Source organism: Acuticoccus sediminis, assembly GCF_003258595.1.
GTDB classification, from domain to species: Bacteria; Pseudomonadota; Alphaproteobacteria; order Rhizobiales; family Amorphaceae; genus Acuticoccus; species Acuticoccus sediminis.
The window spans coordinates 690,715-716,903 of the sequence record NZ_QHHQ01000004.1 but is presented as its reverse complement, the minus strand read 5'-3'; the positions used below and the strand labels follow the sequence as shown (position 1 = coordinate 716,903).

Annotated in this window: 20 protein-coding genes and 1 pseudogene; 8 read left to right on the top strand and 13 right to left on the bottom strand. The window is 70.0% G+C overall.

Going from position 1 to position 26,189, the window contains the following annotated elements:
* Positions 1-35 precede the first annotated feature (35 nt).
* A complete protein-coding gene (locus tag DLJ53_RS21355) occupies positions 36-1,421 on the top strand; it encodes a TrkH family potassium uptake protein (RefSeq protein WP_211100637.1) in 1,386 nt (461 codons plus the stop codon).
* A 141-nt stretch (positions 1,422-1,562) separates the two neighbouring features.
* Positions 1,563-1,853 (top strand): hypothetical protein, encoded by a 291-nt coding sequence (locus tag DLJ53_RS34815; protein WP_146620052.1) that lies wholly within the window; start codon positions 1,563-1,565, stop codon positions 1,851-1,853.
* A 152-nt stretch (positions 1,854-2,005) separates the two neighbouring features.
* On the opposite strand, the gene DLJ53_RS21350 is transcribed toward DLJ53_RS34815, so the two are convergent.
* Positions 2,006-3,631: a CTP synthase gene (locus DLJ53_RS21350; protein WP_111348950.1), complete on the bottom strand. Its 1,626-nt coding sequence runs from the start codon at positions 3,629-3,631 to the stop codon at positions 2,006-2,008.
* Positions 3,632-3,851: 220 nt separating this feature from the next.
* A complete protein-coding gene (secG, locus tag DLJ53_RS21345) occupies positions 3,852-4,295 on the bottom strand; it encodes a preprotein translocase subunit SecG (RefSeq protein WP_111348948.1) in 444 nt (147 codons plus the stop codon).
* Between the two features lie 141 nt (positions 4,296-4,436).
* Between secG and DLJ53_RS21340 the strand changes: the two genes are divergently transcribed.
* On the top strand, positions 4,437-5,735 hold the full coding sequence (locus tag DLJ53_RS21340; protein WP_162409445.1) for a hypothetical protein: 1,299 nt from the start codon (positions 4,437-4,439) through the stop codon (positions 5,733-5,735).
* 151 nt (positions 5,736-5,886) lie between these two features.
* Here the strand turns inward: DLJ53_RS21340 and DLJ53_RS21335 are convergent, their stop codons facing one another.
* Genes DLJ53_RS21335 through DLJ53_RS21325 form a run of 3 tightly spaced genes read right to left on the bottom strand, consistent with a single transcriptional unit; the run spans position 5,887 to position 10,017 of the window.
* Positions 5,887-8,106, bottom strand: coding sequence for a hybrid sensor histidine kinase/response regulator (locus DLJ53_RS21335; protein ID WP_111348944.1), 2,220 nt, complete (start codon positions 8,104-8,106; stop codon positions 5,887-5,889).
* Positions 8,103-9,260, bottom strand: a complete 1,158-nt coding sequence (locus DLJ53_RS21330) for an FIST N-terminal domain-containing protein (protein WP_111348942.1) — start codon at positions 9,258-9,260, stop codon at positions 8,103-8,105. The genes DLJ53_RS21335 and DLJ53_RS21330 overlap by 4 nt, the downstream gene beginning before the upstream one ends.
* A 46-nt stretch (positions 9,261-9,306) precedes the next feature.
* Positions 9,307-10,017 carry a response regulator transcription factor gene (locus tag DLJ53_RS21325; protein ID WP_211100635.1) on the bottom strand — a complete coding sequence of 237 codons (711 nt, stop codon included), beginning with the start codon at positions 10,015-10,017 and terminating at the stop codon, positions 9,307-9,309.
* 514 nt (positions 10,018-10,531) lie between these two features.
* Between DLJ53_RS21325 and pqqA the strand changes: the two genes are divergently transcribed.
* The 4 genes and pseudogenes from pqqA to pqqE all read left to right on the top strand — a co-directional run bounded on the left by pqqA (position 10,532) and on the right by pqqE (position 13,747).
* Positions 10,532-10,627 carry a pyrroloquinoline quinone precursor peptide PqqA gene (gene pqqA, locus DLJ53_RS21320; protein ID WP_111348940.1) on the top strand — a complete coding sequence of 32 codons (96 nt, stop codon included), beginning with the start codon at positions 10,532-10,534 and terminating at the stop codon, positions 10,625-10,627.
* A 28-nt stretch (positions 10,628-10,655) separates the two neighbouring features.
* Positions 10,656-11,576, top strand: coding sequence for a pyrroloquinoline quinone biosynthesis protein PqqB (gene pqqB / locus DLJ53_RS21315; RefSeq protein ID WP_111348938.1), 921 nt, complete (start codon positions 10,656-10,658; stop codon positions 11,574-11,576).
* Positions 11,573-12,609, top strand: a pseudogene (gene pqqC, locus DLJ53_RS21310) (pyrroloquinoline-quinone synthase PqqC). The gene pqqB and the pseudogene pqqC overlap by 4 nt, the downstream one beginning before the upstream one ends.
* Before the next feature lie 70 nt (positions 12,610-12,679).
* Positions 12,680-13,747: a pyrroloquinoline quinone biosynthesis protein PqqE gene (gene pqqE, locus DLJ53_RS21300; protein WP_280525520.1), complete on the top strand. Its 1,068-nt coding sequence runs from the start codon at positions 12,680-12,682 to the stop codon at positions 13,745-13,747.
* Between the two features lie 21 nt (positions 13,748-13,768).
* On the opposite strand, the gene DLJ53_RS21295 is transcribed toward pqqE, so the two are convergent.
* Together DLJ53_RS21295 and DLJ53_RS21290 are read right to left on the bottom strand one after the other, a co-directional pair.
* Positions 13,769-15,184 carry an MFS transporter gene (locus tag DLJ53_RS21295; protein WP_244935119.1) on the bottom strand — a complete coding sequence of 472 codons (1,416 nt, stop codon included), beginning with the start codon at positions 15,182-15,184 and terminating at the stop codon, positions 13,769-13,771.
* Positions 15,185-15,597: 413 nt separating this feature from the next.
* Positions 15,598-16,212, bottom strand: a complete 615-nt coding sequence (locus DLJ53_RS21290) for a flavin reductase family protein (protein ID WP_111348932.1) — start codon at positions 16,210-16,212, stop codon at positions 15,598-15,600.
* A gap of 308 nt (positions 16,213-16,520) precedes the next feature.
* Here DLJ53_RS21290 and DLJ53_RS21285 point away from each other — a divergent pair, with 308 nt between their 5' ends.
* A complete protein-coding gene (locus DLJ53_RS21285) occupies positions 16,521-17,762 on the top strand; it encodes a glycosyltransferase family 32 protein (protein WP_111348930.1) in 1,242 nt (413 codons plus the stop codon).
* Between the two features lie 59 nt (positions 17,763-17,821).
* Here the strand turns inward: DLJ53_RS21285 and DLJ53_RS21280 are convergent, their stop codons facing one another.
* From DLJ53_RS21280 to DLJ53_RS21255, 6 genes are all read right to left on the bottom strand, one after another.
* On the bottom strand, positions 17,822-18,715 hold the full coding sequence (locus DLJ53_RS21280; protein ID WP_111348928.1) for a sugar kinase: 894 nt from the start codon (positions 18,713-18,715) through the stop codon (positions 17,822-17,824).
* A 295-nt stretch (positions 18,716-19,010) separates the two neighbouring features.
* Complete coding sequence (locus DLJ53_RS21275; RefSeq protein ID WP_111348926.1) at positions 19,011-19,280, bottom strand: DUF1294 domain-containing protein; 270 nt, start codon at positions 19,278-19,280, stop codon at positions 19,011-19,013.
* Positions 19,277-20,707 (bottom strand): alpha/beta fold hydrolase, encoded by a 1,431-nt coding sequence (locus DLJ53_RS21270; protein WP_111348924.1) that lies wholly within the window; start codon positions 20,705-20,707, stop codon positions 19,277-19,279. The genes DLJ53_RS21275 and DLJ53_RS21270 overlap by 4 nt, the downstream gene beginning before the upstream one ends.
* A gap of 177 nt (positions 20,708-20,884) precedes the next feature.
* The gene (locus DLJ53_RS21265; protein WP_111348922.1) at positions 20,885-22,921 is read right to left on the bottom strand and encodes a hypothetical protein; all 2,037 of its coding nucleotides are present in this window, start codon (positions 22,919-22,921) and stop codon (positions 20,885-20,887) included.
* 413 nt (positions 22,922-23,334) lie between these two features.
* Positions 23,335-24,573, bottom strand: a complete 1,239-nt coding sequence (locus tag DLJ53_RS21260) for a vWA domain-containing protein (protein ID WP_111348920.1) — start codon at positions 24,571-24,573, stop codon at positions 23,335-23,337.
* Between the two features lie 696 nt (positions 24,574-25,269).
* Entirely contained in the window at positions 25,270-26,172 is a 903-nt protein-coding gene (locus tag DLJ53_RS21255; protein ID WP_111348918.1) for an AAA family ATPase, read from the bottom strand.
* Between the last annotated feature and the right edge of the window lie 17 nt (positions 26,173-26,189).

The following is a 26,189-nucleotide window of genomic DNA, read 5'->3' as shown; positions in this document are numbered from 1 at the left end:
AGGCACTTTATGTGCCTGTTGCTTGGTTGACCTTCATGCCCCCCTTCAAACCGATGCATCGTCGGATCGCGACGGCGGTCCTGTCGCGACTGAACCGCATGTCGACGGCGCGGCTCCTGCTCGTCGGCTATTCGAGCTACATGGCCCTCGGCTTCGTGCTCCTGTCGCTGCCGTTCCTGCAGAACGCGCCGGTGGCGCCGCTCGACAACCTGTTCATCGCGACCTCCGCGGTCTCGACCACCGGCCTCGTCACGGTGGACCCGGGCTCGAGCTACAATCTCGCCGGGGAGATCGTCATCCTGGCGCTCTTCCAGGTGGGCGGCCTCGGGTACATGACCTTCTCGTCCTACCTCGTCCTGGCGCTGCGGCAGAAGCTGAGCCGTGGGCGGCAGAGGACGGTGCGGGCGGCGTTCGACCTCCCGCCGGAGATCTCGGTGCCCGGCTTCCTGCGCGCGGTGGTCGTCTTCACCCTGACCGTCGAACTGCTGGGCGCCGCCGCGCTCTACTATCTCTTCGCCGGGGCGGGGGACGACAACGCCCTCTGGAGCGCGATCTTCCATGCCGTCTCCGCCTTCTGCACCGCCGGCTTCAGCCTCAATCCCAACGGGCTGGAGGCGTATGTCGGCAATGTCGGCGTCAATGTGGTGGTGTCGCTGCTGTCGCTGTCGGGCGCGATCGGCTTCATCGTGGTGTCGGACATGTGGCGCGCGCTGTCGGGTCAGGAGCGGCGGCTCGGCGAGACGAGCCGGACGATCCTGTTCTTCACGCTGGCAATCGTCTCGGTGGCGTTCCTCGTGATCCTCTTCACCGACGAGACGCTGGTGGCGCGGCCGTGGGACGAGCGGGCGCTGGCGGCCTTCTTCCAGGCGATGAGCGCCTCGACGACGGTCGGCTTCAACACGGTGCCGATCAACTCGCTCGGGATGGGGGCGATCGTCGTGCTGATGCTGCTGATGATCGTCGGCGCCTCGCCGTCGGGCACCGGCGGCGGCCTCAAGACGACGACGTTCGCAGTCCTTTGGGGCATCGTCTCGGCGGTGCTCAGGCGGCGGGACGAGGTGATCGTCCTGGGCCGCGAGGTGCCGCTGCGCACGGTGCGTTCGGCGGCGGCGGCGCTGGTGTTCTACTGCGGCCTGCTGCTGACGGGTCTGCTGGTCCTGGCGCACAGCGACGTGCACAAGGCGTTCGAGGCGCTGCTCTTCGAGGCGATCTCGGCGCTCGGCACGGTCGGCCTGTCGCTGGGGATCACCGGAGACCTGTCGGACGTCGGCAAGGTGGTGATCATCGTGCTGATGGCCGCGGGCCGCGTCGGGATCCTCACCTTCGGCCTCGCGCTGGCCCTTCCGGGAAGCCGTTCCACACGCTCGCGCACCGCCAGCCTCGCCGACGACAAGACTGTGATGCTCGACGGTCCGGAATAGCGCGGGGGCGGCGGTCCGTCGGCAGAGTGTGCCGCGAAACAAAATTACCCGAATTCAGCGACGTTGATATGTTGTTGGCGCCCCAATACTCAGTTATGTCTTGCTGTATCGCAATATTTTATAATTTTTGATGGAGGTTATATGGCGCTCCGCTCTAGCTTGGGTCTCGTTATTTTCTGTTGTCTGCTGGTCGCCTCGGCGGCCAGCGCGGCGTATGACCACGAAATATCGTCGACAGTTCAGACAACTGGCCCGGGTCCGTCGAGCGGGCTGACCCGCACCGTGCGCGATGGCGACGCGGGCGGCCCGTGGGGGCCGCGAGAATTCACCGAGAAGATATCGGATCCCGACGACGTGGGCGCTTCGACGCTCAACAAGAAGAAATGTCCGAAGGGCAAGAGCGTCTGCAGCTGGAAGAGCCGCACGCGTTGAACCGTCGCCGACCCCCTCCGGGCGTTCCGGACGGGGTCGTGGGTGGCGGGCCGCGCCCCGTCCGACGACATGAAAAAGGCGGCCGCCCGGTGGGGCGGCCGCCTTCGGTCCGGCCGGCGCGGCGGGCGCTGCCGGAACTAGACCAGACGGGACTAGACCAGGCGCGACTGCTCGACCGCGGCGGCGACGAAGCCCGCGAACAGCGGGTGCGGCTCGAACGGGCGGGACTTCAGCTCGGGGTGAAACTGGACGCCGATGAACCACGGGTGGTCGATCAGCTCCACCGTCTCCGGCAGCACCCCGTCGGGGGAGGTGCCGGAGAAGCGCATGCCGACGGCCTCGAGGCGCTGGCGGTAGGCCATGTTCACCTCGTAGCGGTGGCGGTGGCGCTCCTCGATCCGCGTCGCGCCGTAGACCTTCGAGATCAGCGTGTCGTCCGCGAGGTCCGCCGGATAGGCGCCGAGGCGCATCGTGCCGCCGAGGTCGCCGCCCTCCAGGCGCCGCTCCAGCTCGTTGCCGCGCAGCCACTCCGTCAGCAGGCCGACGACGGGCTCGGAGCAGGGGCCGAACTCGGTCGAGCTCGCGGCCTCGATGCCGGCCATGTGACGCGCCGCCTCGATGACGGCCATCTGCATGCCGAAGCAGATGCCGAAGTACGGCACCTTGTGACGCCGCGCGAAGCCGGCCGCGGCGATCTTGCCCTCTGCGCCGCGCTCGCCGAACCCGCCCGGGACGAGGATGCCGTGGACCCCTTCAAGGTGCGCCGCGGGCGTCTCGGTCTCGAAGATCTCGGACTCGATCCAGTCGAGGTTGACCTTCACGTTGTTGGCGATGCCGCCGTGGGTGAGGGCCTCGATGAGGGACTTATAAGCGTCCTTCAGGTCGGTGTACTTGCCCACGACGGCGATGGTGACCTCGCCCTCCGGGTTGCGCACGCGCTTGGAGATCTCGGCCCAGCCGGTGAGCTGCGGCGCCGGCGCGTCGATCCCGAAGATGTCGAGGACTTCGTCGTCCAGGCCTTCGTTGTGGTAGGCGATCGGCACGTCGTAGATCGTCGACACGTCGAGCGCCGGGATGACGCTCGTCTCGCGCACCGAGCAGAAGAGGGCGAGCTTGCGCCGCTCGGACGGCGGGATCGGCCTGTCGCAGCGCACCAGCAGGATGTCGGGCTGGATGCCGATGGAGCGCAGCTCCTTCACCGAGTGCTGGGTCGGCTTGGTCTTGAGCTCGCCCGCAGAGGCGATCCACGGCATCAGCGTGAGGTGGATGTAGAGGCACTGTCCGCGCGGCAGCTCGGTGCCGAGCTGGCGGATCGCCTCGAAGAAAGGCAGGCCCTCGATGTCGCCGACGGTGCCGCCGATCTCCACCAGCACGAAGTCGTAGCCGTCGTTGTCGTCCAGCACGAACTGCTTGATGGCGTCGGTGACGTGCGGGATCACCTGGACGGTGCCGCCGAGGTAGTCGCCGCGGCGCTCCTTGGCGATGATGTCCTGGTAGATGCGCCCGGTGGTGATGTTGTCCTGCTTGTTGGCGGGACGGCCGGTGAACCGCTCGTAGTGGCCGAGGTCGAGATCGGTCTCGGCGCCGTCGTCCGTCACGAAGACCTCGCCGTGCTGATAGGGGCTCATCGTGCCCGGATCGACGTTGAGGTAGGGGTCGAGCTTGCGCAGGCGGACCTTGAAGCCACGTGCCTGGAGAAGTGCGCCAAGCGCTGCTGAGGCGAGGCCCTTGCCGAGCGAAGAGACCACGCCGCCCGTGATGAAGACGTAGCGCGTCACGTCAAACCTCGGTCGAAGCTGGGAATGCCGCGGGGCGGCGGGAGGGGGCGGAAACAGAAAGCGCCCGCGCGAGTGGTGCGAGGGCAGCCGGTGCAGGTGCGGGCGGGGTGACGTCGGCGCGCGTGTGCAGCATCGGCGGATCCTTTGTTCCGCACCGACGCTTAACGCGGCCCGTCCGGATTGTCATCGTCCGGGACGGGCACGCGCGCCGCAATTCACATCAGTTGCCCGAGGGGACCTCCGGAGCGGCCGGTGCCGCGGGGGTCGAACGGGCCGGTGCCGACGTGTCGTCCGACGGCGGGGCCGGGGTCGTGGACCCGAACTCGGTATTGAGCTGGTCGAGGAGGCTCGGTCCGTCGGCCGGGATGCCGGGGAGCGCGGAACCGGCTGCGGGAGCGGCTTCCTCGCCCGTCAGATCGAGGATCGACGGCGCGCCCGACTGCTGCTTGGCGAGCAAGGCCAGCGCAAGTGACGTCACGAAGAATATGGCCGCGAGGATGGTCGTGGCACGCGTCAGCAGGTTGGCGCTGCCGCGAGCGGAGAACATGGCACCGCCGCCACCGCCGCCGATGCCGAGCGCGCCGCCTTCCGACCGCTGAATGAGGATGACCGCGATGAGCGCGATCACGATCATGAGATGGATGACTATGATGACGGTTTGCATGCGAACGCCTGTGGGTACCTAACCAGTCGCATTTAGAGACCGCGTCGACGCTTGTCATCTGTGCGGTGGAGCAAAAGTTCAGCGTTGGCGTCGCCGCGGGGCGACCACCCTCGTCTGTGTGTGTGGATGGGGTATAGAGTAGTGCGTACCATCAGTGAAGCGAAATCGGTCGGGCGCGGCTCGCCGTCGCGGGATTCCGGCAGCTTTTTGCCGGAGGGCGCCGGAGCGCCTCAGCCGGCCGAGCCCTGGAAGGCCATCCTCGCCGGGGGGCAGGCCCGCTTCAACGGCATGGCCGATATCGGTTCGCCAGCCATCGTCACCTACGCATTCGCGCCCGAGAAGGGCGCCGGAATCCAGCGGGCCGTGGCCGACACGGCGCTGGTCGCAGGGATGCACGCGGGCGTCACGGCGGCGGAGACGGCGGCGGGGGTGCGCTTCGTCGAGGTGGACGCGGACGCCGATCCGATGATCAGCGTCGAGTACATCACCGACGGGAGCGGCTGGTCCTGGGCGCATTATCCCTCCGTGTCCACCGGCTCGCCCAACTCCCGCGGCAGCCTCCTCATGGGCGACACCATGACGGACTTTTCCCCAGGTGCGTGGGGCTTCGAGATCCTGCTGCACGAACTGGGGCACGCGCTGGGCCTGAAGCACCCGCACGAAGGCGCCCCGAGGCTGGACACCGGCCTCGACGATTCGGCCCACACCGTCATGAGCTACAACCGGATGGAGGCGCCGCAGGAGGCGTACCGGCCCTTCGACGTCGCCGCGCTCCGCCACCTCTACGGCGGCCCCGCGACGCTCGACGGGGTTGTGACGCACTATCGCGCCGCGACCGACGTGGTCGTCGCGAAGGGGACCGCCGGCGGCGACACGCTGATCGGCGTCAACGGCGTCACCGTGCTGAAGGGCCTCGGCGGCAACGACGTGCTGATCGCGCGCGCGGCCGACGACCGCCTCGTCGGCGGCCCGGGCCACGATTGGCTGTCCGGCTCGGACGGGCGGGACGTGCTGATGGGCGGCCGCGGCAACGACACCCTGGGGGGCGGATCGGGCAACGACCGCCTCGACGGCTGGACCGGGCGCGACGTCCTCTGCGGCGGCGGGGGGAAAGACCTTCTGGACGGTGGCGGCGGGCACGACCGTCTCAATGGCGGCCTCGGCGCCGACACATTGATCGGCGGGCGCGGCGACGACGTCTACCGCGGCGGTCCGGGCGCGGACGTCTTCGACGCCGGTCGCGGCCATGACGTCGTCGTGGACTTCGATCCGCGCGAGGGCGACCGGATCGACATCGCCGATCTCGATCTCAGCGCGTCGGAGGCGGCGGACCGGCTTGTCGTGACGCGCGGGGACCTGGTGCTGGACACCGGGACGGGCACGCTCACACTGCAAGGCGCCGCGGACCACGGTCACGGCGACTGGCTGTTTATCGCGTAGGGTTGTGGCCCGAACCCCGCGCGGTCGCGCACCGTTGCGGGGTGGCCGAACCCACGCGTGCATCCATCACACACGTTACCTGGCGATGACCGCACGGGGGATGAGCCTCCGTGCGGTCGCATCGTGACGGCTGGAATCCGGCGCCGGCGGCTCAGGCGACCTTGAGCTTGTCCGGCAGGTCGCTGCAGAGCGCGGTGAGGATCGCCGCCGGGTCGATCGGCTTGGCGATGAAGACGATGCCCTCGGCGGCGCAGGCGTCCTGGTTGGCGCGGGAGCGGTCCGACGTGATGAGGCACGCCGGGACCGGCCCGGCGAGGTCGCGAAGCTGCCGGATGGTCTGGATCGCCGCCCGCGCCTCGGTGTGGCGGGAGGCGACGAGCACCGCGTCCGGCACGATGCCGATCTCCTCCAGCAGCGCTTCGGCCTCCTCGCCGGAGGCCGCTTCCAGCGTGGTGAGGCCCCAGCACTCCATCAGCGCGGTGAGCGCCTCGCGGGTGGCGACCTGCGGGTCGATCAGCAGCGCCACGCGGCCCGAAAGCTCCGAGTCGCACACGAAGTCGCCGTGCTGGTCCTTGTCCACCGGCTGCACGCCCGCCGCCGCGGCGTAGGCGCTGACGGCGAAACAGGTGCCGCGCCCCTCCACCGAGTGGAGATCGAGGCGGTGGCGCAGGAGATTGCAGGCCCGCTCGACGATGGCGAGGCCGAGGCCCATCCCCTCGCTGGCGCTCGCCGTCGCGTTGAGGCGGCGGAACTCCTTGAAGACGTTCTCGCGCTGCGAGGCGGGGATGCCCGGGCCGGTGTCGTGGACCTCGACCCGCCAGAGCGGCCCGCAGCGGCGCGCGCCGATCAGGACGCGGCCCGATACCGTGTACTTCACCGCGTTGGCGATGAGGTTCTGCAGGACGCGGCGGAAGGTCTTCGCGTCGGTCCGGATCACGCCGGAGGACGGGATCACCCGCAGGTCGAGGCCCTTGCGCGCGGCGAGCGGGCCGAACTCGTCGGCGAGCTGGCGCATCAGCGCGGAGAGGGAGACGTCGGCGATCTCGAGCGTGGTGGCGCCCGATTCGAGGCGCGACATCTCCAGCAGCGCGTCGAGGATCGCCTCGACGCTGCCGAGGGCGCCCTGCGCCTTGCGCGCGACGTCGCGCACGCTGACCGACGCGGGGTCCGCCTCCAGCGCGGAGAGGTAGAGCTTCGCGGCCGACAGGGGCTGCAGGAGGTCGTGGCTCGCCGCGGCGACGAAGCGGGACTTCGTGGCGTTGGCGCGCTCGGCCGCGGCGACGGCCTCGGAGAGCTCGGCGGTGCGTTCGGCGACGCGCCGCTCCAGGATCTCGTTCGCCTCGGTGGTGACGCGCACCGCCTCGCGCTCGGCGGTCACGTCCGAGAAGGAGACCACGAAGCCGTGGTCCGGCATCGACCGGGCGGAGACCGAGAGGGTGAGGGGGCCGCAGCGCGCGTCGAAGGTGACGCCGGGGCCCGGCTCGGCGTCGTACGCCCAGCGGTGCAGCGGGTCGAGGCTGCCGCCCCGCGCGCCGGGCGCGTTCTCCAGCATACCCGCGAAGACGGTGGTGAACGGGGCGCCGAGCCACAGCCGGGTGATGGGGATCGCCAGAAGCTCGCTCACGTGCGTGTTCCAGCCGACGAGCCGGGCCTTGGCGTCGAAGATGGCGACGCCCTGGCTGATGTGCTCGAGCGTGGCGTGGATGATGCGTGCCTGATCGTCGAGCAGCCGCTCCCGTTCGCGCCGCTCGATCCGGATGATGTCGGAGACATCGGTCTGAAGGATGACGGTGCCGCCGGCGGAGGTGCGGTGCTCGCTCACCTGGATCCAGCGCTCCCCGGCGAGGCGGACGGAGAAGTTTACGTGCTCGTCCTTGTGCCGGGCGCGGCGGTTGGCGGCCCAGGTCTGCTTCGTTTCGCCCGGGGGAAGGGCGAGGTGCGTGCTGGCGGCGATGAGGTCGACGTACTCGTCGAACGAGAGGCCGGTGACGAGGCGGCTCTTCACGTCGCCGATCGTGGCGCAGAAGCGGCTGTTGTACATCACCAGCCGGTCGTCCGAATCGAAGAGGCCGAAGCCCTCCTTCACGGTCTCGATGGCGTTGGCGAGGTCGGTCTGCGCCCGGCGCGCCGTCTCGGTCGCCTTGGCGAGGCGGGCGTTGGAGTCGTTGAGGAGGTCGAGCGCCCTGTTGAGGTCGCTGGTCCTGGCGCGGACCTCCTTCTCGAGCCGCGCCGAACGCTCGAACTGGGCGTAGGCGGCGCCGCTTCCAGCCGTCGACTGCTCCACGCGGCGCATGAGGGCGCTGGTGATCTTCAGCAGCTTCTCGTAACGCTGCTCCAGCGGCGCCTGCGGGTCGAGGCTGGTCTGGATCATGGCGCGGCCGGCGGGTAGATCGCGACCCCGGTCAGGGTCTGATTGACGTGCAGCCCGTTGACCTGCTCCCCGTAGGTCGAGAAGCCGACGACGCTGTGCGAGGAGAGCAGGGCGGAGATGGCGCCGGTGAGCTGCTTCTCCTCCGCCTCCTTGCGGCGCAGGATGCAGTCCGCCGCCAGAATCACGGCCGGCCGGCCGTGGACCGCCAGAGCGTCCAGCGCGCCGGCGAGGTGTTCGACCATCGGTTTCGCGTCGGCCAGTGTCAGCACGAGGCCCTCGTCGATGGCGCAGAAGAAGATCAGTTCGCCCGTGTCGGTGACCTTCTGTATGGCGCGGACATAGTGCTGCCCGCCCATCCGGACAACCACTGGATGCGCCGCAAACGTGAAGGTTGTGAGCTGCTCCGGGTCGAGGCCGAGGATCCGGGCGTACTCTCGCGCCGCCGGCTCGGCGTTGATCTCGCGCACGAGGCGGCGCTCGGGGTCGGCCTCGGTGACGACCATCCGCGTGTCGGTGGGGCGGAGATGGTCGGTCTTGAAGACCTTCACGCGGCAGCATGTGCGCACCAGCGCGACGACGGCGGCGTTGCGCAGCGTGCGCCCGGAGGCGGAGACCAGCGTCTTGCGGAAGTTCGCCCCGTCGCCGGCCGAGCCGCCGAAGATCGGCGTCGCGCCGAGGCCCATGGCGAGGGTGGCGGTGAGCTGGTCCTCCATGCGCGACAGGCCGTCGACCATCAGGAAGCCGAACTCCTCGCCGAACATGGGGAACTCGCGGGCGAGCTCGGCGCGCGTGGTGGTGATCTGGTCGACCAGGCTGTGGTGCGCGAAGTCCGAAAGGTCCGGCACGACGACGACCTTGGCCGCGAAGTCGGTGCTCGGAAAGCCGACGGCGACGATGGTGCCTTCGGTGTAGCCGCCGTCGGCGATCTCGCCGGCGGTTGTGCACGCGATCACCTCCGCGGCCCCGAAGGCCGCCTTGGCGTCGTGGACGACCCGCTCGAAGTCGGATCGCGGAGAGACAAATAGCGCGACCAGTGCAAACGGACCCTGCCCGAGCCGGCTTCGCAGACAAGCCACCGGGTCCGGGACATCGCACGAGATGTGCGCCCGGCGGACAGACCGTTCCCTGATCGACGGACCAATGGCCGCGTCCACGGGGGTTTCCTCTACTCAGACTTTGAGTTTTATCTTTTGCTCAAGCCTAAGCTTTGTCCGGCCCTTCATGCAAGTGGAGCGCGTGTCCCGCCTCACGGGCGAGGAGGACGGCCTGGGTTCGGTTCTGCACGCCGAGCTTGCGCATGATCGCGGTGACGTGCGCCTTCACCGTGGTCTCGGCGATCGACAGGTCGTAGGCGATCTGCTTGTTCAGCTTGCCCTCGCACATCAGGTCGAGGATCCGGCCCTGCTGGCGCGTCAGACTGGACAGCTTGGCGGCGATCCCGTCGGCCTTGTGCGCGGCGGTCTGGGCGAGGAGGAGGGGCTCCTCCGGAAAGTAGGGCTCGCCGCGGCCGATCGCGTCGAACGCCTGGCGGAAGATGTCGCGCGGGCTGTGCTTCGGCACGTAGCCCACCGCGCCCATCCTGATCGCCGAGGCGATCACCCGCGCGTCCGTCACCGACGAGACGATGAGGACCGGCGTCCGCGGGGCGCGGGCCTTCAGCCGCGCGAGGCCTTCGAGACCTTCGATATCAGGCAGCTGGAGGTCGAGGACGATGATGTCGGCGTCGACGCCGTTGTCGATCAGGGCGACGGCCTGGTCGAGTCGGTCGGCGGTCGCGACGACGGTGATCCCGCATGCGGCCTGCAGCGTCATCGCGAGCGCGTCGCAGAACAACGGATGGTCCTCGACGATGAGCGCCGAGGAGAATGTGGCGTGTGCGGGCGTCAGCTCAGTCGTAGGCATGATGGTCATGGGGCGGACACCGATGCGGCCACGGCGAACCCGTCATCGCCGCCCGTGGCTTTGGAATTAAGGCTGCGACACGGGGCGGTGGGACCGTTCGGTCATCGAATCGAATGCCATCCATGTCCTCCGCCATCCTGTCGCGTCGTGGGCTTCAAATGCGTCCAGAAGTATCAGCCTGTGCGGTAACACCCTGAAATGCGACGTTGGTCGTATCCTAACGCAACGGTTGCGACCGTCGAAGAATGGCGTCGATCGACATCCATGCCCACATCGATGACAGCCATGACCCTGTCGGAGGTGTGCCTCACGATTGGGCGGCGCGCCTGGGACTGCAATACGCTGAGAAAACGAGCCGATTCCGTCTCGTTGGAGGCGTTCGTGCCCGGCCCGGCTGATGCGATTGGCCGCACGCGGTGCCCAGGTGCTGGGCACTGTTGCGACCATTGTCGCATGGCCGGACGCTTGTCGGACTGTATTTCCGTTCTCTATTCCTTTGGTGAAAACACCGAGGGAGGCCGAAATGGCTTGGACTGCTCCGAAGATCAAAGAGATCACCTGCGGGATGGAAGTCACCCGCTATCTCCCCGCCGACGACGATCGCCAAGAGTCGCTGTAAGCCGACGCACCGATGATGAGGACAGGCGATGCACGCTCTTGTCGTCGGTGCCGCCGCTGGCGGTGGCCTGCCGCAATGGAACTGCGCCGCACCCAATAGCGCGAGCTTCTGGCGCGGCGAGCCGATCCATCCGCCCCAGACACAATCCTCACTCGCCGTCAGCGCTGACGGCGAGCGATGGCTGCTGATCAACGCCTCGCCGGACCTGCGCTCGCAGATCCTCGCCCTGCCGCAGCTTCAGCCGCGGGTCGGCGGACCCGGCCTCGACGGCGCCGGGCTGCGCAACAGCCCGATCGCCGCCGTCCTCCTCACCAACGGCGACCTCGACCACATCTCGGGCCTGCTCACCCTGCGCGAGCGCCAGCCGTTCACGATCTACGCCACCGAGAGCATCCTCGACGTCCTCGCCGCGAACCCTGTGTTCGACGCGCTCGGCCGCGACATCGTCCCGCGACGGCCGATCACCCTCGGTGACAGGTTCGAGGCGCTGCCCGGCCTCACCGTCTCCGTCTATCCCGTGCCCGGCAAGGTTCCGCTCTTCATGGAGACCGGGACCGTCGTCACCGACCTCGTCGGCGAGCAGACCGTGGGCGTCGCCGTGTCCGACGACCGTGCGACGCTGCACTACATTCCCGGCTGCGCCGCCGTGCCGGAGGAGCTGCGCCGCCGTGTCGACGGCGCGGACGCGCTCCTCTTCGACGGCACGCTCTTCGTCGACGACGAGATGATCAGGGCGGGCGTCGGCGCCAAGACCGGCAAGCGCATGGGGCACATGTCCGTCTCCGGCGCGGACGGCTCCATCGCCGCGTGGAAGGACGTCGCGGTCGGGCGGCGGGTCTTCGTCCACCTCAACAACACGAACCCGCTCTGGCGCGACGGGCCGGAGCGCAAGGAAGCGGAGGCCGCGGGCTGGCAGATCGGCCACGACGGCATGGAGCTCATATTATGAACATTCTTTCGCCCGACGAGCTGGCCGCGGCCCTCCGCCGGATCGGCGCCGAGCGCTATCACAACCTCCATCCGTTCCATAAGCGCCTGCATTCGGGTCAGTGCAGCATCGACGAGGTGCGCGCCTGGGCTCTCAACCGCTACTGCTACCAGCGCATCATCCCGTTCAAGGACGCCGCCGTCCTGGCGCGCATGGACGACGTCGAGCTTCGCCGCGTCTGGCGCCAGCGCATCGTCGACCACGACGGCGAGATCGGCGACGCGCCGGAGGGGGGCCTGCGCCGCTGGCTGGCGCTCACCGACGGGCTGGGCCTCGATCGCGCCTACGTCATGTCGCTGGAGGGGGCGCTGCCGGCCGTGCGCTTCGCCTGCGACGCCTACGTCAATTTCGTCAGCCAGAAGACCCTGCTGGAGGCTATCGCCTCGTCGCTGACCGAGCTGTTCTCGCCGCAGATCATATCCGAGCGGGTCTCGGGCATGTTGCAGCACTACGACTTCGTCGACGAGAGCGTGCTGCGCTACTTTGGCCACCGGCTCGACCAGGCCCCGCGCGACGCCGAGTTCGCGCTCGACTACGTCACGACGCACGCGCGCACGCCGGAGACCCAGCGCGCCGCGCTCCAGGCGCTGGAGTTCAAGTGCGGCATGCTGTGGTGCCAGCTCGACGCGATCGAGCACGTCTACGTCAACGGCAACCCCTTCCCGGGGGCGTGGCGGCCGGGGCTCGGCATGGCCGCGCGCTCATGAGCGCTGCCGTCGCCGCGGACCAGACCGCGGTGCCGTACCTTCCGCGCGGCGTGCGGCTGAAGGCCTGCAAGGTGCGCGGCGCGACGTTCCTCCTCGCGCCCGAGCGGGCGATCGAGCTCGACCCTATCGGCGTCGCCATCCTCGGCGAGCTCGACGGGGTGCGCTCCATCGAGGCGATCGCGGCGGACCTTGCCGCCCACTTCGGCGCCCCGCCCGACACGGTCCTCGCCGACGTCGGCGCGTTCGTCGCCGACCTCGCGGGCCGCCGCATGGTCGAGGTCCGCTAGGATGGCCGCCACCGATGCCGGCGCCGATGCGACGGACGCCTCCGGTCCGACCAGCTCCGCCCCGATCCCGATGGCGATGCTCGCCGAGGTGACGCACCGCTGTCCGCTGAAGTGCCCCTACTGTTCCAACCCGCTGGAGCTGGTGCGCCGCAACGAGGAGCTCTCGACCGAGGAGTGGATCGACGTCTTTCGCCAGGCGGCGGAGATGGGCGTCCTGCACCTCCACCTCTCCGGCGGCGAGCCGGCCGCGCGGCGCGACCTCGAGGAGCTGACCGCCGCCGCCTCCACCCTCGACCTCTACACCAACCTCATCACCTCCGGCGTCGGGCTGACGGCGGAGCGCGTCGCGGCGCTGGTGGAGCGCGGGCTCGACCACGTCCAGCTCTCGATCCAGGGCGCGGACGCGGCGCAGGCGAACCGCATCGGCGGCTACCGCTCCGGACACGAGACGAAGCTGCGCGTCGCCGAATGGATCCGCGCCGAGGGCGTCCCGCTCACGGTGAACGCGGTCGTGCACCGGCAGAACCTCGACGACCTGCCGGAGATCATCGCCCTGGCCGAGCGGCTCGGCGCCAAGCGCCTCGAGGTAGCCAACACGCAGTATCACGGCTGGGCCTACGTCAACCGCGCGGCGCTGATGCCGACGCGCGAGCAGGCGCTTCGCGCGTCGCGGATCGTCGACGATGCGCGTACCCGCCTCGCCGGCGCGATGGTGATCGACTACGTGCCGCCCGACTATCTCGGCCGCTACCCCAAGCCGTGCATGGGCGGGTGGGCGCGCTTCGGGCTCAACGTGACGCCGAACGGGCGCGTCCTGCCGTGTCATGCGGCCGAGACGATCCCGACGCTCCGCTTCGAGACCGTGCGGGAGCGTCCGCTCGCCGCGATCTGGGCGGACGGGCCGGCCTTCACCGCCTTCCGGGGAACCGACTGGATGCCCGAGCCGTGCCGAGGCTGCGAGCGCAAGGAGGTCGACTGGGGCGGGTGTCGCTGCCAGGCCTTCGCCTTCACCGGCGACGCGGCGAACACCGACCCGGCCTGCTCCCGCTCGCCGCTGCACGACGAGATGCGGCGGGTCGCCGAGGCCGACGCCGCGATGCCCCGCGACGCCGCGTTCACGCCGCGGGCCTTCGCCTGAGGCAGGGCCCGCCGCCGTGCGTCAGGCGCTGGCGACCGGGGTGCGCGTGGCCCGGACGGTCGCGCCGCTGACCTCGGCGCCCGCGTCGCGCGGCAGGTGCAGGTAGAGGACGAGACCCGAGACGGCGATCGCCGCCACGGTCAGGAAGGCCGGCACGAAGTCGCTCGCGAGGATCTCGTGCCCGCCGCGCGAGGCGCGCTGGATCTCCACCACGAACGCGCCGACCGCGACGCCGAGCGCCAGCGACACCTGCTGCGCGACGCTCGACAGGCTGGTCGCCCGGCTCATGCGCTGCGAGGAGACGTCGGCGTAGGCGAGGGCGTTGATGCAGGTGAACTGCAGCGAGCGGAAGAAGCCGCCGACCAGCAGGATCGACGCCATGGCGATGGGCCCCGGCTGGCTGACGAAGCTCGCCATCGCCGCGATGCACCCGGAGGCGATGACGCCGTTGACGATCAGCGTGGTGCGGAAGCCGAACCGCGCGACGATCGGCTTGGCGCTCATCTTCATGAGGAGCGCACCCGCGGCGCTGAGGAAGACCAGGCTACCCGACGCGAACGCCGTCATGCCGAGCCCGAGCTGCAGCGTCAGCGGCAGCAGGAACGGGATCGAGCCGACGCCGATGCGGAACAGCGATCCGCCCACCGTGGCGGTGAAGAAGGTCGGCGTGCGGAAGAGGTCGAGATCGAGCAGCGGGTGCACGACGCGCCGCGCGTGCCAGAGATAGAGCCCGCCCGAGACGAGCCCGACCGCCACCATGCCGAGCGCGATCGGCAGCGGCAGCATCCCCTGGCCGAGCACCGAGAGACCGAAGACGAGGCCCGAGAGGCCGACGCCGGACAGGACGAAGCCGACGACGTCGAGCGGCGGCCGCTCCTCGGCCCGCACCTCCTCGATGAAGAGGGTGACGAGGGTGATGCCGATGATGCCGACGGGGACGTTGATCCAGAAGATCCAGCGCCAGTCGAAGTAGGTTGCGATGAAGCCGCCCACCGGCGGGCCCATCATCGGGCCGAGGAGGGCGGGCGTCGTGAACCAGGCCATCGCGTCGAGGAGCTTCGACTTCTCCGTCGCGCGCAGGAGGACGAGGCGGCCGACCGGCGTCATCATCGCGCCCCCCGCGCCCTGGACGATGCGCGCGACCACGAATTCGGCCAGCGAGCTGGACGCCGAGCACATCACCGAGCCGACGACGAAGATCGCGATGGCGCAGCGGAAGACGAGGCGCGCGCCGAACCGGTCCGCCGCCCACCCCGAGATCGGGATGAAGGTGGCGAGGCTGAGGAGGTAGGCGGTGAGGGCGAGCTTCAGGCGGATGGGGTCGGAGCCGATGTCTGCCGAGATCGTCGGGAGGGCCGTCGAGATGATCGTGGAGTCGAGGTTCTCCATGAACAGGGCCGAGGCGATGATGAGCGCGGTGACATTGGGGCGAAGCACGAAGGGTACGTCCTGGCGGGCGCAGGCGCGGTGGACCTGCACCTCGGTTGATCGCGATCAAGGCATCGCGGGTCGAAACATCGTTTGTAAACGCCGTCGGCCGCAGGCGGTGGGCCTTGCTCGCTGTGCAGTCGGCAGAACTCGGATGCGCACGGGGTTGATCTCCGCGCGACAGTCACCGGAGTGGTCCGGCGGGGTCGTCCGTGCGGGCCGATGGGGAGGCGGGTACGGGCGGGTCGACGCGGTCGTGGCGACTTGTCGCGCCGCGGCCTTTTCGTCGTTCTAGAGCGATATGGCGTCGGCGACCAGAGTGTCGAGCGCCGGTCACGCGATTGCATAACGGGTCTGCACCCAGGGGTTAGGGCCCGGCAACCTTGCGGTGATCGCAGGATGCCGCCGGGCCCTCGCGGACGTCAGACCGGGACGACGGGACCGTCGGGCCGCTCCAGCTCCCACAGGGTCGAGGCGGTCGCGTAGTTGCGGTAGCCGCAGCGGGCGATGCTCTGGGCGCGCTCGGCGTCGAACCGGCCGTCGACGATGTAGGCGTCGTCGATGTGCACCGCGACCACCTGGCCGATGGTGAGGAAGCTGCCGGCCGATTCGCCGTCGACCCCCTTCAGCTCGAAGCTGTCCACCACCTTGCACTCGAAGGCCGCCGGGCTCGCCTTCACGAACGGCGCCTTCACGATCCGCGACTGGCCCATCTCGAGGCCGGCGACCTCGAACTCGTTGGCGCCGTCCTCCAGGTGCGCGGAGGTCGCGTTCATCTGATGCCGCAGGGTGTGGGTGACGAGGCTGAAGGTGAATTCGCGCCAGTTCTGGGCGTTGGCGGTGGAGTGCTTGTAGCCCTCGCTGGAGAAGGCGACGAGGTTGGGCCGGGTCGAGATCGCGTTGAAGAACGAGTAGGGGCCGAGGTTGGGGACGCCGTCCGCGTTGAGGGTGCCGATCCAGCCGATGGGCCGCGGGGCGACGATGGCCTTGAAGGGGTCGAACTTGAGCGCGCTCGGCAGCTCGGACTCGTAGTACATGGGGCCTCCACGGGTTGGGTTGTCGCGCCTGGAATCGGCCCGCGGTCGGGCCGGCGTCGAGACGTAGCGCGGTTTGCCGATTGGTGAAATCACCCCTGCGCCGCAGGCACCGCCGGGCAGCGACGAGCCGCACGCGCACCGGCGGCCGGTGCCGGCTGCGCGGCGGGCCGGCGCCCGGCCGTCGATGGCGAGCGGTATGGGCCCTCCGGGGGCCACCCCCCGTCGGAAGGGGTGATGGAGTTTTAGGCGCGCTCCGGCTAACGTCCGCGCACCTGAGCGACCGCTCGGGCGGCGTCACGAGGCGACATGTGAGTATCTTCAAATGGGGCCGGCGGGACCGCGGTGCGGATCGCCCGTCGGCGGAAGGGGCCGGAGCCCCGACCCCGGCGACGGGCCGGGCGGCAGCTGAGCCGTGGCCCGCCACGCGCGACGAACGCGCCGAAGAACCCAGGACCTGGCACCGGCCGAAAGGCGAGGCGGCGGCGACGGACAATCCTGACGGCGGTGCCGCGGAGGCCGGGTCCGACGACGCCGGACGTGCCGGCGCCAAGCGCCGCAAGGCCAACCGTCCCAACGCGAGGCGCGCCGGGGCCAAACGTGCCGGGCCCAAGCGGGCCGCGGCCGAGCGCGGCGAGGCCGGGCGGGCCTCGGCGGGCGACACACCGGCCGGCGGCGCGAGATCCGGGCGGGACGCGGAGGGCGGGCCGCGCGGCAAGGGCAAGAAGCGCAAGCGGAAGGGCGCCGGCAGGGCGGAGAGCCCGGCCTCGCGCTGGGCCAACACCGACGCCGCGCGCCAGTACACGATGGGCCTCGCCGCGCTCGACGCGAAGGGGCTGCCTGACATCACCCGCCTCGACTGGGCGGCGCACTTCGCCGCCGGGTCGGAGACGCCGCGCCGCGTCGTGCAGTTCTGGGACAGGTCGCCGCCGGACGAGATCCGCCGTCTCTTCGACCAGGTGGAGCTGATCTGCCGGAAGACGGGCTACGAGCACGTCGTCTACGATCTCGAGGGCGCACGGGCGCGGATCGCGGCGATGGCCGATCCGGTCTGGCTGAAGCACTTCGACGACGCGTTCCACCCGTCGATGCAGGCCGACATCTTCCGCGTCCTTGAACTCTACCACCACGGCGGAACCTACGTGGACGCGGACATGACGCTGGTGCGCCCGATTCCCTACGCGCCGCCGACGGTGCCGCTGTTCGCGCAGTGGGTGAGCGAGACGCGCCAGAACGTCGCCAACTGGTTCCTGTCGTCTCCGCCGAACCACCCGGCGTTCGCGGCCATCCTGCAGCGGATCGGCGAGAACCTTGCCACCGCGAAGCGCGAGGCGGACGGCTCGTTCGTGAAGTCGAATCTCTTGAAGCTCACCGGTCCGGCGATCGTGGCGCGCGCGGTGGAGGACTATCTCGGCCAGCACCGGGGCGAGCCCGTGGCGGCGGTGATGCCGGTGAAGTGGTGCCACAGCTTCGTCGCGCCGGCCCGCGCCTTCACCCACGCGCCGCAATACAAGCGCGAGGGGCTGCACTGGCGCCGCGAGGCGACGTCGTAGCGCCGGCGGCAGGGCACTGGGGCAGGTCCACGGGCCCGCAGCGCGTGGACCCGTAGGCCTCAGGCGGCGACGGGGAAGGCGGTGCGCATCGCGTCGATGTCGGCGAGACTCGGCAGCGACTCCTCGTTGCCGAGGTGCTGGACGGCGAAGGCCGAGGCGGCGCGGCCGAAATCGAAGTGGTCGGCCCAGCTGAGGCCCGGCCGCTCCAGCGCCGAGTAGAAGTAGGCGCCGTGGAAGACGTCGCCGGCGCCGGAGGTGTCGACCACCGCCGAATGCGGCACCGGCAGCGCCGGCATGGTCTTCGCCTCGCCGCCGTTCTCGTAGTAGACGAGGCCGCGCTCGCCGAGCGTCACCGCGCCGGTCTTCACCCCGTGCGAGCGCAGGTAGTCGAGCATGGCGAGCGGATTGAGGTGCATCTGGTCGCACATCCGCTCCGAGATCGCGGCGACGTCGATATAGTTGAGGAGCTCGTCCGTCCCCGGCCGCGCCGACCCGCCGTCGAGCGAGGTGAGGACGCCCTTCTCCCGGCACGCCCTGGCGTAGTGCAGCGCCGCGTCGTGCATGTGCCCGTCGATATGGAGGCCGCGGATCCCGTCGAGGTTGAGGGTCGGATAGGGGTGCAGGAAGTTGGCGTCGCGGCAGCGCACGATGGCGCGCTTGCCGTCGTTCGGCATGATGAACGACAGCGAGGACTCGGCGACCTTGCGCCCGTGCACCGAGACCTTGTAGCGCGAGGCCATGTCCAGGAACATGCGCGCCAGCCAGTCGTCCGCCTGCTGGCAGAGGAGATCGCACTTCAGCCCCAGCTTGGCCGCGCAGAAGGCCGCCGTCGTGGCGTTGCCGCCGAAGGCGACGGCGTAGTCGTCGGCGATGGTCTTGTCGTCGCCGGTCGGCAGGGTATCGGCCAGGAACGTGATGTCGATGTATGCGTGGCCGATGAAAAGGGCCTCCATACGAAACTCCATGTGTCGCCAGCGTCGCTCGGGCCGCGACTGTGATGAGGCGTCGCGCGGGTCGCGACAGTGAATTGGCGCCGCGCGGGCCGCGACGGTGTGAAGGCACGCGCGATGCCAGTTGGCACCCACACGTAGAGTTGCCGAGCCGCGTGCGCCGCGCAAGGCGTCGCCACGACCCTCGAGCGCCGGCGGAAAGACCCGGGCACTCCCCGGCCGCGGTCGGCGCGCCGGGCACAGCCGCCGAGACGGGGCGCCGCGGAAGGGGCCGGGAATTCAGCCGGTTGGGGCTAACCTATTGCAGGGTGAACCAGGAGACGATCGCGGCGAACTGCAGCACCGCGATGGTGATGACGATCGACCGGAACGGCTGCTTGCGCGTCTTGTGGCGGATGAGGCTGGCGCCGAGGAGGATGGCCGGCGTCGCGCCGAGGGCGGCGAAGCTGTAGAGCGCGCGTTCCGGCACCCGGCGGCGGCCGCCGATGGCCGCACGCTTGTCGCTCCAGAACACGACGAAGCCCGCCAGGTTGATGATGGCGAGCCACGCGAGGATGAGTGTGATCAAGGGGTCTTCTTCGGTGAACCGCGCTTGGTGGGCGGCCGCTTGCTGGAGGGGGAACGCTTGGCGCCGCCGGTCGCGCGTGCCGTCGAGGAGCGCTTGGCGGGGGTCGCGGTGCCGGCGCGGCGCGTCGCCGTCGTCTTCGGGGCGGGCGGCCCGGCATCGTCCGGGCGGCTCGCCGCTGCCGGTTCCGGCGCGGCGTCGGTGGAGGCCGCTTCGGGGCGGGGCGGGGCCGTCATGTTCGCACGCTCGTCGCCTTCGGTCCGGACATCGCCCGGCGTTCGGTCGCCACGCGGCGCCGTGGCGCCCCGTGGGGTGGAGCGGGTACTATCGGCCTTCACGGCAGCCGTGTCGATGATCGCGGCGGCGACGCGGTCGGGGGCGGTGTGGTGCACCATGTGCCCCATTGCCGGCAGGACGACGAGCCGCGCGCCGGGCGCGGTGATGGCGAGACGGCGCGCCTGACGGTCCGGATCGGCGATGCCGTCGCCGCTGCCGGCGACGATCGTGAGGGGGAGGGCGAGGCGCTTGTAGTGGCGCGAGAAGCGCACGGTGGCCTCGTCCAGACCGGCGTTGTCCTGCGCCGTCGCCTCGAGTTGCCGCGGGCGCGTCACCAGGCCGGCCGGGAAAGCCTCCATGAAGCCGGGCGGCACGGGCTGGGGCTCGAACGCGGCGTCGATCCGCGCCGGGAGGGCCGCCCGCGCCACCGAAGGCAGCGCCGTCGCGTTGGCGAGCGGGCCGACGACGGGGAGCCCCGGGATCCGCGCCGCGATGCCGCGCGAGCCGTCGCTCGGGAAGACGACGGGGCCGATCAGGACCAGCGCGCGGGCGAAGGCCGGGTGCTGCAGCGCGATCGCGATGGCGGGCAGCGCGCCGGTGCCGTGCGCGACCAGCGTCGGCTTGCGCACGCCGAGGCGGTGAAGAAGCTGGGCGACGGCCCGTCCCTGCCGCTCCGGCGCCCAGTTCACCGAGCGCGAACGGGTGGAATAGCCGTAGCCGGGCCGATCGACGAGGATCAGCCGGTGGTTCGGCAGGAGCCGCCCGGCGATCCCGGAGATGAACCAGTCCTCGAGGGTCGCATCGCCGCTGTGGATGAGGACCACGGGCGGACCGGAGCCGATGTCGACGTAGTGGAGAGTGGCGTCGTCGACGTCGAGGAAGCGGCCGAGCGGCGGGCGCTCCGTCTCCGCCTTGCTGCGCGTGCGGGACTGGAAGATGTACGCGCCGAGGAGCGCCGCGCCGCCGTAGACCGCGGCCGCGCCGACCCAGCCGCCGCGCGGAAGGCCGCGCCGGCGCCACTCCGAGAGGAGCCGGCCGGGGCCGTGGGCGACCGCGTCGCGGATGGCCTCGAGGCCGTGCGGCGCGTCGTCCGGTATCACGTCGTGCACCTGGGGGCGCTGCGGTGCAGCCCTGTACGGTCCATGCTCGGCCATCTTCGTCCCCCTCAGTTGCCGGTCGGCGCGCGAGAGGTGCCGCCCGCCATGGGGCGGGATGGCGAGGGCCTCGCGCGGTCTGCGACCGGTCCGAACAAAAACGCCGCGTTGCACCCAAAGGTGAACGCGGCGCCCTGACCGCTCAACTCGGCGGTCGCAGGTTGGTTCCGGCGAGGTCTACTGCGACGTGCCGTTCGCCATGATCGAGAAGCCCAGCAGGCCGGGCAGGGCCTGCGGTGCGGTCATGACCGCGCCCATCACCTGCGCCAGCGGAACCGGGTTGTTCGGGGCCGCGGCGATGGAGATCGACTGCGGATCGCTGAGGTAGGTGGTAAGGGCGGAGGAGACCGAGTTGGCGAGGTCCGCGTTGCCGGTCATCGCGCTGATCTGCATCTCGGCCTGCTGTGCGACGATGGACGGGAACTGCTCCGGCGGCATGCCCGACTGCTGCGACATCATGTTGATGCCGAACCCCGTGATGCCCTCGTCCGCGAAGGTGGCCGTCACGCCGTCGATCGCGGCGGTGACGAGCGCCTCCTGGATGCGCTGCGGCTCGGCGAAGACGAACCGCGGGATGCCCGACAGCTGGGCGGAGAGCTGCAGGCGGCCGATGCTGGCGATGCGGAAGTCCTCGTCGAGCGCCACCTGCTGCGAGTTCTCGTCCCAGCCGAGCGTCAGCGAGCCGTCGGCCTGGACCGGGTCGGCGCCCACGGCGGTGAGCACGCCCTGCGCCATCGGGTTCTGGATGAGCATCGCCGGAATGCTCAGCCCTTCCAGCGCAAGGGAGATCTGTGTCGGGATGGCGTCGATGAAGTTGGCCGCGCGCGCCTCGAAGACGCCGAGGGCGATCTTGCCGACGTCGTCCGAGTCGATGTCGAGACCGCCGATGGTGAAGCGGCCGAGGTACGGGATCGCCTTCATCACGATCTGGGGATCGGGCTCCATCGCGGCCATCGAGGCCATGATCGCGGTGATGAAGTTGTCACGCTCAGGGAAGACGACGTCCGCGACTTCAACCTTGCCGAGCTCGCCCTGGGCGTTCGGCGCCTCGAACTTCATGCCGCTCAGCGAGACGAGGCCGAGGCCGCTGGAGCTGAGGTTCGCCAGCGAGAAGTTGCCCAGCGTCGCGCTGCCCTGCGGGAAGCTGACGTCCATGCCGTCGACGGTGTAGGAGCCGAGCCCCATCGCGCCGTAGACGTCGAGGATCAGGCCCATGAGGGTCGGGAATTCCGGTTCCTCGCCGCTCTGGACGGCGTTGTAGATCGAGTCCACCTCAGGGAGGATCGGGCCGCGGCTCGGGTCGATGGTGACGTCGTTGATCTTCGTCTCGCCCATGGTGAAGCTCGCCATGTCGCCCGCTTCGAGCTGCATGTCGCCGAAGCTCATCGAGCCGACGACCGGCTGCGGCCCCTCGGTGGCGCCCGTCCCGGTCAGGAGGGCGACCAGCGGCTTCATGTCGATCGCCTCGCCCTTCATCGGCCCGTAGGTGATCGTCATCGAGGTCGGCATGCCGGCGAGCGTCGGGTCGGACGTCTCGGGCGCCATCGTCTGGGTGGTCGTGGCGCCGTCCATGGAGAAGGACTCGAGGTAGCCGTTCTCGAGCTTGCCGTAGGTGGCCGCGCCGTACTCGAACGTCTGCTTCTCCTGGCCGGCCGTGAAGGAGCCGGTCATGCCGCCGATGCTGGCGCCCGCGTGGTTCTGCTTGAGGACCGCGTCGATGATCGGCGCGAAGCGGGAGATCGGCGCCGCGGCGTTCTCCTGCAGCGCCGGCACCGCTGCCCAGGACGGGCTCTCGGTGACGTAGTCCTTCATGACGAACTGGTAGCTGAAGTCCTCGTCCTCGCTGTCGAGGGTCAGCGAGACGTCTGTCTCCGGCAGCGCGATGCGGTCCGCGCTGTAGAGCGTGCCGTCGAAGCCCAGCGAGGTGAGCTGCAGACTGGGCACCTTCACCGACAGGTTCACGGCGTTCCCCGCGCCCTGGTCGGTGGTGAAGTTCCAGGTCCAGGTCAGCGCGACGTCGCTGACCGTGACGGTGTCGCCTTCGGTATCGATGGAGCCATAGGTGCTGGTCGTGGCACCGATGGAGGCAGCGTTGTCGAAAAAGGTTTCAATTGCGCTCTTCGCGTCGAAGCTGCCGGAGGCATCTTGAGCGTAGGCACCGGCGGAGCTGAGGGTGACGGCGAATGTTGCTGTTGCAATCGTGCGGAGCCGCATATGAGTCCCTTTGTTGGTCGACAGTGTGTCTCGGGTGACACGGTCCAGCCGACTTCTGGCACACGTGCGGACCTTTACCAAGTCCGTAAAACCCGCCCAGTTTCTGCAACAAAATGAACAACTTCGTGATCGCGCGCGAGCCCCCGCGCTTTTCGCCAATCCGCGGCACCGCTTAAAGCGCGGGCAAGTGCCTCGGCAGGGGGCATGACACATCGTCACATTTTGATGATGCGGATCCGGGCGGGACGGATCGGAATTGCCAGGCGGGAATGCACCCTGTGGATCGTTTCCCGTCGGCGGCTCGTGGCCGGCCGGCGCGGGACCGGCGGCGGGATGTCGTCGGGGTGGGGCAGGGCCGGGCGCGGGGTCCGATGGAACCGGCGCCTGGTGCGCTCGACCGGGCGGTCGATGCGCTAGCGGCGCGCCGTCAGGACCGCCGCGAGTTCGGCGACGCTCTCCACCGAATGGATCGGGCGCATCGCGTCGACGTGTGGCAGCAGCGTGCGGATCCCCTGTGCGCGCGGCTCGAACCCGTCGTAGCGCAAGAGCGGGTTGAGGAAGACGAGCTGCCGGCAGGAGCGCCGCAGACGGTCCGCCTCCTGCGCCAGCCGGTCGAGGTCGCCGTCGCGCTCCAGACCGTCGGTGACCAGGAGGACGATGGGCCCGCCGGACAGGACGCGCCGCGACCAGTCCCGGTTGAACCGCTCCAGCGCCTCGCCGATCCGCGTGCCGCCCGACCAGTCCGCCACCTGGTCCGAGCACAGGGTCAGCGCCTCGTCCGGGTCGCGCCGCGTCAGCGCGCGGGTGACGTTGGTGAGCCGCGTGCCGAACAGGAAGGTCGAGACGCGCCGCCGCTCGCCCAGCGCGTGCAGGAAATGCAGCATGATGCGCGAGTAGTCGGCCATGGAGCCGGAGATGTCGCACAGCGCGACGATGGGCGGCGGCTTGACCGCCCGCGCGCTGAGGCGCGGCGTGATGAGCTCCCCGCCGGTCCGCATCGCCGAGCGCATCGAGCGCCGCGCGTCGAAGCGCCCGCGCGGGGCGGCGACGCGGCGGCGCGTCACGACGCGGTCCGCGTCGAAGGCGAGACGCGTGAGCGCCCGCCGCGCCTCGTCGAGCTCGACGGCGGTCATCTGCGCGAAGTCCTTCTTGCGCAGGATCTCCCGGTCGGACGACGTGAGGCGCGCGTCGACCTCGACCTCCTGCGGCGGCATCGGCCGGTCGTTGCGCTGCGGCGGCTTCAGCGCCTCGGAGACGCGGGCCGCGCCGGCACGGGGTTTTTCGGGGCTCTTGCGCTCATCGACGACCGGCGAGAGCAGCTCCATCATCTTGTCGAGCAAGTTGCGGCCGCGGAAGAACGCGTCGAACGCGGCGTCGAACACCGCGATCTCGTCGCGCTTGTGGACGAACACCGCCTGCAGCGCGGCGTAGACGTCGGTGCGCGAGCCGATCCCGGCCGCCTCGACCGCCCGCACCGCGTCGACCGCATGCGCCGGCCCGACCGGAAGGCCGGAATCGCGCAGCACCCTGGCGAACACGGCGATGTTCTCGGCGAGACGCCCCGTCGGGTCGGCGGAGGGATCCGCCGGCACGGCGGTGCCGGACGGCACGGTGTCGTCGACCGGCCGAGGCGAAAGGGACGCTGAGGTCATGCGCGCGGAACTCGTGGAACGCGGGTCATCGATGGCGCTACGGGGATACCTTGTGAGGAACGGGAGCCGGACGCGGCCACCGCCGCGCGTTCAGTGAACATAAGGAGGCGAAGGGGCGGTGTGAACCTCGGCGGTGCATTGCGGGAAGGCCCGGGGGGCTCGGGCTTCACCATGGAACAGTGGCGCGGCGCCTGTTCCCCGGAGCCAGCCGACGCTGAAGAAGCCCTGAGCCGGCCGGCGGCCGCGTCAAGGGTTCGCTTCGCCCGGCTGCGCCGGCCCTTGACCCGGCCGCCGCCCGTCTCCTGTCGGGCTTCAGCGACGGCTGGCTCCAGGGAACAGGCTCCGGGATCCGCCGTGCCTTGGGCGCGCGAGCGGCGGCGCCGTGGGTGCGTTCAGGGGCAGGGAGCGTGGAGTGTCGCGTCGGGCGTGGAGCGTTCGGGCGAGGTCGCGCGTAGGCGTTCCGGGGTCAGAGCGTGATCGCGAAGGCGAAATACTTGAACAGCGCCACCTGGCCGACGAGGCTGGCGAGGAGCGCGATGGCGACAACTTCGCGAGGAATATTGTGAAACATCGGCACTGACCTAGATGTCCTCGGTTATCGAGGAATTATGTCATGCCGGCCGCCGCGCAGCAAGCCGACCGGGCCGTTCGGGCCGGCGCCGCCCCGGGGGGACGGCGCGCGGGTCGCAGCCGGTCTCAGATCGCGCTGCCGGCGGACTGCGTGCGAAGCTCCTCGATGATGCGCTGCACCTCCGAACCGCGCAGCTTGGCGATGTCGTCCTGGTATTTCAGGAGGACGCCCAGCGTGTCATCCGCGACGCCCGGTTCCAGCACGAGCTGGTCGAGCTCCGCCAGCGCCTGCGCCCAGTCGAGCGTCTCCGCCACCCCCGGCGGCTTGAAGAGGTCGCCGGACCGCAGCCGCTGGACGAATGACACCACCTCGTCGGCAAGGCGCTGACCGGCGCCCGGCACCTTCCGCCGCACGATCTCCCGCTCCCGCGCCAGCGAGGGGTAGTCCACCCAGTGATAGAGGCAGCGGCGCTTCAGCGCGTCGTGGATCTCGCGCGTCCGGTTCGTGGTGATGATGACGATCGGCGCCTCGCGCGCCTTAACGGTGCCGAGCTCGGGGATCGTCACCTGGAAGTCCGACAGGATTTCCAGGAGGAAGGCCTCGAACGCCTCGTCGGCCCGGTCGAGCTCGTCGATCAGCAGGACGGGGGCCCCCTCGAGCGGTGTCTCCAGCGCCTCGAGCAGCGGGCGCTTGATCAGGAAACGCTCCGAGAAGACATCCTCGGTGGCGCCGTCCGTCGCCTCGGCCTGGCGGATCGCGATCATCTGCGCGGCGTAGTTCCACTCGTAGAGCGCGGCGGCCTGGTCGAGGCCCTCGTAGCACTGCAGGCGGATCAGCTTGCGGCCCAGCGCGTTGGCGAGGACCTTCGCGATCTCGGTCTTGCCGACGCCCGCCTCGCCTTCGAGAAAGAGAGGACGTTGCAGGCGCAGCGCCAGGAACAGGACGGTGGCGAGCGACCGGTCGGCAATGTAGTCCGCCGCGGCGAGGAGCGCCTCGGTCTCGTCGATGGATTGGGGCAGGGCGGTCACGAACGGCCTAAACGGTT